The sequence below is a fragment of the Caballeronia sp. INML1 genome, from assembly GCF_023631085.1.
Lineage (GTDB): Bacteria > Pseudomonadota > Gammaproteobacteria > Burkholderiales > Burkholderiaceae > Caballeronia > Caballeronia turbans.
In genome coordinates this window covers 101,336-110,058 of sequence record NZ_JALQDT010000066.1, presented here as the reverse complement: position 1 = coordinate 110,058, position 8,723 = coordinate 101,336, and the positions used below count along the sequence as shown (strand labels likewise).

The window sequence follows — 8,723 nt, the reverse complement described above, 5'->3', positions numbered from 1 at the left end:
TAAATAAACCGCCACCCACAAAAAAAAACACATTAATTAACGGGGCGCCACTCTAATATTTTAAAAACAGACGGGCCCGCGCGCCCCCGCACGAAGCGGTCGCGCAAAGCGGCCGCGACGCCGCGACGCTCGCCGCCGTGTTCGCGGCATCGGGCGGCGATGGCGGGAATTTTCATGCGATCTGCGAAACCCTCGCGAGCGACGAACCGCAACTCTCGCCGACGCGCTTTCACAACTCCGTCCACAATGCGCCCGCGGGCTACTGGAGCATCGCGACTCGCGCGATGGCCGCATCGAACGTGCTGTGCGCGTACGACGGCAGCTTCGCGGCGGGCTTGCTGGAAAGCCTCGCGCAAGTGAGCGTCGATGGCGCCGCGACGCTGCTCGTCGCCTATGACACGGACTATCCGGAGCCATTGCGCCGCGTGCGCCCGATCGCGGATGCGTTCGGCGTCGCGCTGGTGCTGGCGCCGCGAAAGAGCGAGCGCACGCTCGCGCGCATCGAGGCGCGTCTCACGGATGCGAACGCGTCCTCCTTCGCCGATGCCGATATCGAAGCGCTGCGCCTGTCGAATCCCGCCGCGCGCGCGCTGCCGTTGCTCCAAGCGCTGGCGTGCGGGAAAACATCGCAGGTCGTCCTCGATTACCTCGACGGCACGCAACTCGCCGTGGACATCGACCCGTCATGACGGCGGCTCAGGTTCTCGATCACGACTGGATCGCCGCGCGCATTCCGCATAGCGGCGCGATGTGTCTGCTCGACGCGGTCGTCGCGTGGGATGCGCAACGCATCCGCTGCGCCGCGACGAGTCATCTTCACCCGGACAATCCGCTGCGCTCGAAGGGGCGGCTCGCGCCGGTGTGCGGCATCGAATACGCCGCGCAGGCGATGGCGGCGCATGGCGCGCTCGTCGGCGATGAAGGCAAGCGGCCGCGCGTCGGCATGCTGACCAGCGTGCGTGGCGTTCAGACGCACGTCGAGCGGCTCGATACGCTCGATGGCCCGCTCGATATCGAAGCCGAGCGCATGGGCGGCGACGACAACACCGTGCTGTACCGCTTCACCGTTCATTGCGCGGGACGCTTGCTGTTGAGCGGACGCGCCGCCGTGATCCTCGACGCGGCTCAGGCCGCCGGTTTCGTCGCGCAATAAGCGGAGAAGATGCCGAGTTCGACATCGCGGCGCACGTTCGCAAAGCCCGCGCGTTCGATGGCAGCGATCACGGCGGCGGGCGGCACGCACGCCTCGATCGTGTCCCAGTAATAGCGCATCAGTTCGACGCTTTCCCCTTTCCTTCCGACGATGCGGGCGATCATCGGCACGACGCCGCGCATGTAGAACTTCAATGCCGCGACGCCGACACCGTGCGCTGGCCGCGTGATCTCGAGCACGCAGAGCTGTCCGCCGGGCGCGAGCACGCGAAAATATTCATCGAAGGCTTTTGCGAGATTGCTGACGTGCCGAAGCGCGAAACCCATGCTGAGGAAGTCGTAAGCGGCACTGTCGCACGGCAGATCCTCCGCGGTGCCGATGCGTGTCTCCACGCCGATCGGCAGATGCGCCTCGCCGACCATGCCCGGACTCGGATCGACACCCGTGACGAGCGACGGATCGCCCGTGATCGCGACCGCTTCCTTCGTGACGAGCCCGGTGCCCATGCCGACGTCGAGCACGCGCATGCCGCGCGCGAGACCCGCCGACCGCAGCGCCCGGTTGCGATACCACGCGCCGGAGCCGAAGGCCATTGCGCGCTCGATGGCGTCGTAATCGGAGGCGGTGCGGTCGAACATGGCGCGCAGCCAGAGGCGCCTGCCGGGTTCGTCGGAATAGTAGGCGGTGAGCGGCTCGTGCGGGGCTTTATTGCCGGTTTCGTCGAGTTCTTTGCGCCGGGGGGAAGTCATTGGGTCTCCTGTGACTATTCGTGCGCCTGCAAGCTGCCGTCGCACGTTTTTATCACAGGGCGATCGAGGGCGTCACCCTCGCTCGCGCGCATGAATTCCGATCATTCGACGACAACCTCGCTCCGCACGGCCATCTCGGGCGCCGGCAACGTGAGCGTCAGCGCCTTGCGCGCGCGCATCAGCGAGTTGCGCACGCGCCGCTCCGGGCGGCTGAACATGCCGCCGCCCACCAGTGCGACGAACGACGCGATGAGAGGCACCGCGAGCAGCATCGTCGAGAATTTGAAGAGGCCGAGCTTCAGCGGGCTGCACGATGCCCATGCGGACCAGGCGACCGCGAACCCGATATACGCGATGGCCGCGGGCGCGCCCGCCAGCTCGGGCATGCCGATGCGTTGCGCGAGCGGCATCGGAAAGATCAGAACGAAGAGCGCAATACTCGACATCGCATGAACGAGCAGCGCGCGCCGCCGCTTCAGGAGGCTCGCGAGCGACCAGAACGCGAGCACGAGCACGAAAGGCGGACACGCAGCCACCACGGCTGCGAGCGCGAGATACATCACGACGCCGCTCATCAGATTGCGCAGATAGCCTTCCGACGACGCGTAATACACCATGTACCCCGCCGCGAGCGCCGCCACGCACGCGACGAACGCGGTGATGCCGCCCTGGCCGTCCGGCGAAACGACGAGCCTCAACATCGGGAGACTCGTGAAGCCGACCAGATAAATCAGGAACCGCACGACCGAAAAACGCTGTTTCATACCCGACCCCATTCCCCTGACGGTGCGAGCGGTCGCTTACGAGACCTGTCCTCGCCCATCTATCGCCCGCGTCCGAATTCGAATGACGGATCGCAAGCTCGAAAACGCCGCCGCGATTAGCCTGTCGGTCTTTCGCGGTCGACGTCTCTTTATCGACGGGGAAACGGGAAGCTTTAGCCCTTCGATGCGGGCTGGAGCGGGCGCACTAAACGCCCTGAGGTGGACATCAGCGCGTGAGCGGCTTCGCCTGCTCCATCGACGACGCGCGCACGAACTTGCCCGCGCCCAGATGGTGAATCGTATGCAGCGGCTGGTTCGAGTCGTCGATGACCCAGTGTCCGTCGACGAACACGCGCGCATCCGCGGCGGCGGCGACGACTTCCGCGAAGCAGGTGTCGTAGGCGTCTTCCGTGTGCTTCTCGTCGATGAGCCTGCATTCGAGCCACGCCGCGCAGTTTGTTTCGATGAGCGGCAGGCCGAGCACCGGCCCGGCTACCGTCTCGATGCCGAAGGCTGCGAACTTGTCGATCTCGCGCCCGCTCGTCGAACCGACCGCGTAGGTGAGGTCGATCATCGCGGCGCCGGGCACGATGAGGCCGAACGTGCCACTCGCGGCAGCCAGTTCGCGCGTGTAGGTGTGTTTGTCGATCACTACGGCGACGCGCGGCGGCGTGAACTCCACCGGCATCGACCAGGCGGCGGCCATCACGTTGCGGCGCCCGCCATGTGCGCTGGTGACGAGGACGGTCGGACCGTGGTTGATGAGACGGCTGGCGTGCTCCAGCTTGACGGGACGAAAGTGGCTCATGGTTTTACGAATGCAAAGGACAATGCGCGTGATTGTATGCGGCGTTCAAAATGCACGCCGGGCGACGCGTTCGTTCGGAGGCGCGTGGTGCTTGTGCTTTTGCAACGTTGCACAGCACTTCGGAAGCCTTCTCATGTCCATTGCTTTCTGACGGAGTGTCATCGCGCTTGCAGCGTACGCCGTGTCGCATGCCTTTCGATGCCACAACCATGAGATTTATCTGCCGCGCCGCCGTGCGGAAGGCCCGGCGGCGCGCCGAGCCGCGAGATTACGTGATCAAGAGTCCTGCACCAGCGAACCCTGCGCCGGTTCGACGGCCGTCTCGACGTTCCGCGGTTCGCCGAAGCGCGCGCGATAAAGCAGCGCGAGGATCGTCGAGAACACGGCGGCAATGAGGAACAGCAGCGAGGCCGCATAGAAAAGCTGCGTGACGGGCAGGTGCATCGACAGCAGCAGGCCGCCGATCACGGGCCCGGACACCGAGCCTATCTTGCCCACCGAAATCGCACTGCCGACACCCGCCGAGCGGAACGACGTGGGATAGATCATGCCGGCCACCGCATAGAGCCCGTACTGCGCGCCCACCACGCAAAAGCCGGTAGCGAACACGGCGAGCATGAGCCAGCCCTGCGACGAGCCGTGGCCGAGCGCCGCGACGACCGGAAGGCCGATGACGGGCAACGAAATGATCGCCGCGACACCATGACGATCGACGAAGCGGCAGAGCACGAGACCACCGATCACGCCACCCACGGAGAACATCATCGTGATGAGCCCCGCGCCGCGCGGGTCGATGCCCATGCCCTCCATCAGAATCGGCAGCCAGTTCTGCAGGAAATACAGCGCCATCGAGTTTGCGATGAACACGATCCACAGCAGCGGCGTGATGGCGGCGAGACCATCGGAGAAAATCAGCTTCAGCACGAAGCGCTGTTTCTCGCGCACTTCGCCGGCCACGAAGTGCGCATCGGCGGAAATTTTCAGATCGGGGCGCAGGCGCGTCATGAGTTTGCGCAGCATCTGCGGATCGCGCTGCCGCAGCACGAGCAGCTTCGCGGACTCCGGCAACATGAAAATCAGCAGCAGCGCAACGAGCACCGAGCCGACGCCGCCGACCGCGAACATGACAGGCCAGCCAAAGCGATGAATCAGCGACGACGACACCACGCCGCCCGACCCCGCACCGATGGAGAAGCCCGAGAACATCAGCGTGACCCATGTGGCGCGCAGGCGCTTCGGCGCATATTCTGCGACCAGCGCAACCGAATTCGGCACCACGCCGCCCATGCCGATGCCGGCCAGAAAGCGCAGCAGCATCAGTTCCTGAAGCGAAGTCACCCACACCGAAGCGTAGGTCAGCGCACCGAAGAAAAGGCTGCCGATGATGATCGCCTTCTTGCGCCCGAGCCGGTCACCGAGATAGCCGAAGATGAACGAGCCGATCAACGTCCCGAAGAGGCCCGCGCCGAACACAGGTCCGAATCCGCCGCGCGCGACGTGCCAGTCCTTGATGATGGCGGGCGCCGCGAACGACACGGCCGTCTGATCGTAGCCGTCCATCAGCATGATCAGGAAACACCAGAAGAGCAGACCGGCGGCGAAGCGCCCCGTCTTCTGCTCTTCTATCAATGTCGCAATGTTGAAAGTCCGGTCTGCTTGCATGTATGTCCCGTGTACCTCGTGCGGACGGACGCACCGGTCGGGCGCGTCCGCTCGCACTGCTGCTGAATGTCTCTCATGACGGCGCCGTGGCCGGAGTGACAATATAAGAGTCGGCCCCGCGCGGCTCAATCAAAAAGAAACGATGAAGCGATCGAAATAAGTGATGAATCCGCCTCGCACGCTCGTTCGCGCGCCGTTTGCACTCCGTTTCATCGCACGATGACGCCTCCATGTCTTCAAAACAGATGGTTGACGCCGATGCGCGCGACCGTCTGGCTGCCGCTCGTCGAGGGCTGATAGCCGAACTGCGCCGCGCGCGCGCCGGGACCCGAAGCGCGTTGCAGGCCCACGCCCGCGTACACCTGTGTGCGCTTCGAAAGGTAATCGGTCAGGAACAGGTTGTACTGGTTGATCGTGAGACCCTGAAACAACGAGTGATTCCCGGATACCCCGAGGATGAAAAAGCCCAGGCTGCCGACCAGTTCCGTGTTCACGCCGGCCTGATAGTTGTTCAGCGTGGCCGAGCCTTGCGCGTTCTGTAGCTTGACGCCGGAATACGTGACGTGCGGCGTGAAGATGCCTATCTTCACCGAGGCCCCGGCGGCGAGCGTGCTGTATCGGCTGGCGTTGAACATCGTGCCCTGCCTCAACGGCTGGCCGAGCAGCGAGTTCAGGCTGAAGGTGCCGAAGATATCGGCCGTGCGGTTATGGGACATCGTGTACGCGATGCCGAAATTCACCGCGCCGCCCGAATATTGCGCGCCGATGCTGTATTGACGCCCCGCGCTGAAATCGCCCGCCTGATTGCCGAAACTGTTCATCGCGCCCAGCTGGAAACCGTGGAAATCGATCGACTCGTACTTCACGGCGTTGTTGAGCGCGTGCGTATTCGCGAGGCCGTCCAGATTGCCGGGCGTGTAGTACGAGGAGATGCCCGGCACCGAGTTGTTCAGCCGCCCGACATATTGATAGATGTAGTCGTTGATGTTCCCGAAACTCAGCGAGCCCCAGCGATCGTTCGACAGGCCCACGTAGGCATCGCGATTGAAGAAGCTCGTCGGATTGATCTGCGCGCCGGTGTTGGTCAGAAAGCCAGATTCGAGCCGCGCGAACGCCGTGTTGCCGCCACCGAGGTCCTCCTTGATCAACAGTCCCCAGCGATCGGGCTGACGCTTGCCTGCCGATTCCTGGTACAGGCGCTTGCCCTGAGAGTTCGATACGAAATCGACACCGACGTCGATGCTCCCATACAGCGTCACAGAAGACTGCGCCCACACGGGGCCAGTCAGTATCGCGGCGCAGCCGCCGACGAGCAGACAAGTTCTCAACCGAAGTCTCCAATTTTTTTATCGTTGGCCGGTCGCTCGTCGGCGCCGGCTTCCTGCATCCCACCGTGCTGCGGATCATCGTTCGGAACCCGCTCTGCCCGATGCGGAACCGAGTTTAACCACTTCAATTCGCGTTTTGAATCACGAGTTATTTATCAATCAATAGAACATCTTGAATATTCACTCAGGGTCTTTACCGATCGATCCAAAAAAGCCCTATAAGTTATCCGGGAGATTGAATCGCCGTGCTAACATCCGCGACGTTTTGATTCCATCACGGTTAAAACGGAGAGCACAGATGCATTTCAGCGCAGTACAGCCCAGGCGCATGATCGTGGGCATCAGCGGCGCATCGGGCGTCGTCTACGGTGTACGGCTGCTGCAGTTGCTCAGGCAGCTCGACATCGAATCGCATCTGGTGATGAGCCGCTCCGCACAGGTCACGCTCGCGCACGAGTCGCCCTACAGCGTCGCCGATGTTCGCGCGCTCGCCACGGTCACTTATCCGAACACGGACATCGGCGCGGCGATTTCGAGCGGGTCGTTCCCTGTGATGGGCATGATCGTCGCGCCCTGCTCGATCCGCACGCTCTCGGAAATCGCCACGGGCGTGACGAGCGGCCTGCTTTCGCGCGCCGCCGACGTCACGCTCAAGGAGCGCCGCCGGCTCGTGCTGATGGTTCGGGAAACGCCGCTGCATCTCGGCCACTTGCGCAGCATGACGAGCGTGACCGAAGCCGGAGCAATCGTCTATCCGCCGGTGCCGGCATTCTACGCGAACCCCGAATCGCTCGACGACATGGTCGATCACACCATCGGGCGCGTGCTCGATCTCTTCGGCATCGAAAGCGCGGTCGTGCATCGCTGGGGCATGTGAGATTCATGCGCGTGCGCTCGCGCATTATCAATTTTCATTGATAACTCGTTCGAATTCTTTTGCTTCTTTAGCGGATGACGTTCCTTTAAAGTGGTTCCGTTTTAAAACGAAACCCCATTTAAAAGATTTATCTATCGAATGATAAATCTTCTCGATAAGAGACAGCGTCAATACGAAAGAGGTCGAAAGGTCGAATGAAGATCGTCATTGCAGGAGCCGGTATCGGCGGCTTGACGGCGGGAGCCGCATTACTAAGAGCGGGTTTCGACGTCACCATCCTTGAACAGGCGAAAGCTCTCGGGGAAATCGGCGCGGGCGTGCAACTGAGCCCGAACGCCACGCGCGTGCTTTACCGGATCGGCGTCGGCGAGCGCCTCGAAAGTCTCGCGTGCGAGCCGCCCGGCAAGCGCGTGCGTCTCTGGAACACGGGGCAGACCTGGCCGCTCTTCGATCTCGGGGCGGCATCGCGCGAAGTGTACGGTTTTCCCTATCTGACCGTGCACCGCGCGGATCTCCACGAAGCGCTCGTCGATGCGGTGCGCGCGTGTAGCCCCGATGCGGTCAGGCTCGATCACAAGGTCGAGTCGATCGTGCAGAAGGACGGGCGTGTCGAAGTGCAGACCGTCTCGGGCGCCCCCTTCGAAGCGGATTTGCTGATCGGCGCGGACGGCGTGCACTCGCGCGTGCGCCGCGCGCTCTTCGGCGCGGACGAGCCGGTCTATTCGGGCGTGATGGCATGGCGCGGCGTGATCGACGCCACGAAACTGCCCGAGCATCTGCGCACGCCTTACGGCACCAACTGGGTTGGACCGGGCGCCCACGTGATCCACTACCCGCTGCGCGGCCACAAGCTCATCAACTTCGTCGGCGCGGTGGAGCGCGAGGGCTGGCAAGTCGAGTCGTGGTCGGAGCGCGGCACCATCGACGAATGTCTCGCCGATTTCGACGGCTGGCACGAAGACGTGCGCACGATGATCTCGGCCATCGACGTCCCGTACAAATGGGCGCTCATGATTCGTGAGCCGATGCCACGCTGGAACTCGGGCAACGCCACCTTGCTCGGCGATGCCTGTCATCCCACGCTGCCGTTCCTCGCGCAAGGCGCGGGCATGGCGCTCGAAGACGGTTATCTGATCGCGCGCTGCCTCGCGCGCCACGCAAACGATCTGCCGCATGCGCTCGAACGTTACGAGTCGCTGCGCCTCGAGCGCACGGCGCGCATCGTGCGCGGCTCGGCGGCGAACACCAAGCGCTTTCACAATCCGGCGCTCGCGCATGCGCAAGGCGCAGCGGATTACGTCGATCGCGAGTGGAGCGAGGAGCGCGTGAAAGAGCGCTACAACTGGCTGTTCGAATACGACGTCGACGCCATCGAAGTCTGA

General features: G+C 63.3%; 8 protein-coding genes and 1 pseudogene. 4 read left to right on the top strand and 5 right to left on the bottom strand.

Annotation, left to right across the window (positions count from 1 at the left end; translation table 11 throughout):
- Positions 1–68 precede the first annotated feature (68 nt).
- Together NCR38_RS27215 and NCR38_RS27210 are read left to right on the top strand one after the other, a co-directional pair.
- Positions 69–689, top strand: a pseudogene (locus NCR38_RS27215) (beta-ketoacyl synthase chain length factor); the annotation flags it as partial.
- On the top strand, positions 686–1,153 hold the full coding sequence (locus NCR38_RS27210; protein ID WP_061116459.1) for a hypothetical protein: 468 nt from the start codon (positions 686–688) through the stop codon (positions 1,151–1,153). The pseudogene NCR38_RS27215 and the gene NCR38_RS27210, both read left to right, overlap by 4 nt.
- On the opposite strand, the gene NCR38_RS27205 is transcribed toward NCR38_RS27210, so the two are convergent.
- The 5 genes from NCR38_RS27205 to NCR38_RS27185 all read right to left on the bottom strand — a co-directional run bounded on the left by NCR38_RS27205 (position 1,126) and on the right by NCR38_RS27185 (position 6,464).
- Complete coding sequence (locus NCR38_RS27205; RefSeq protein ID WP_061116458.1) at positions 1,126–1,902, bottom strand: class I SAM-dependent methyltransferase; 777 nt, start codon at positions 1,900–1,902, stop codon at positions 1,126–1,128. The genes NCR38_RS27210 and NCR38_RS27205 overlap by 28 nt on opposite strands.
- A gap of 101 nt (positions 1,903–2,003) precedes the next feature.
- Positions 2,004–2,666, bottom strand: a complete 663-nt coding sequence (locus NCR38_RS27200; RefSeq protein WP_061116457.1) for a hypothetical protein — start codon at positions 2,664–2,666, stop codon at positions 2,004–2,006.
- Between the two features lie 226 nt (positions 2,667–2,892).
- Positions 2,893–3,474 carry a flavin reductase family protein gene (locus NCR38_RS27195; protein ID WP_061116456.1) on the bottom strand — a complete coding sequence of 194 codons (582 nt, stop codon included), beginning with the start codon at positions 3,472–3,474 and terminating at the stop codon, positions 2,893–2,895.
- Between the two features lie 276 nt (positions 3,475–3,750).
- Positions 3,751–5,136 (bottom strand): MFS transporter, encoded by a 1,386-nt coding sequence (locus NCR38_RS27190; protein WP_061116455.1) that lies wholly within the window; start codon positions 5,134–5,136, stop codon positions 3,751–3,753.
- 236 nt (positions 5,137–5,372) lie between these two features.
- Entirely contained in the window at positions 5,373–6,464 is a 1,092-nt protein-coding gene (locus NCR38_RS27185) for a porin (protein WP_061116454.1), read from the bottom strand.
- 298 nt (positions 6,465–6,762) lie between these two features.
- On the opposite strand from NCR38_RS27185, the gene NCR38_RS27180 reads away from it, so the two are divergent.
- Together NCR38_RS27180 and NCR38_RS27175 are read left to right on the top strand one after the other, a co-directional pair.
- Positions 6,763–7,341, top strand: a complete 579-nt coding sequence (locus NCR38_RS27180; RefSeq protein WP_061116453.1) for a UbiX family flavin prenyltransferase — start codon at positions 6,763–6,765, stop codon at positions 7,339–7,341.
- 194 nt (positions 7,342–7,535) lie between these two features.
- Positions 7,536–8,723 (top strand): FAD-dependent monooxygenase, encoded by a 1,188-nt coding sequence (locus NCR38_RS27175; RefSeq protein ID WP_061116452.1) that lies wholly within the window; start codon positions 7,536–7,538, stop codon positions 8,721–8,723.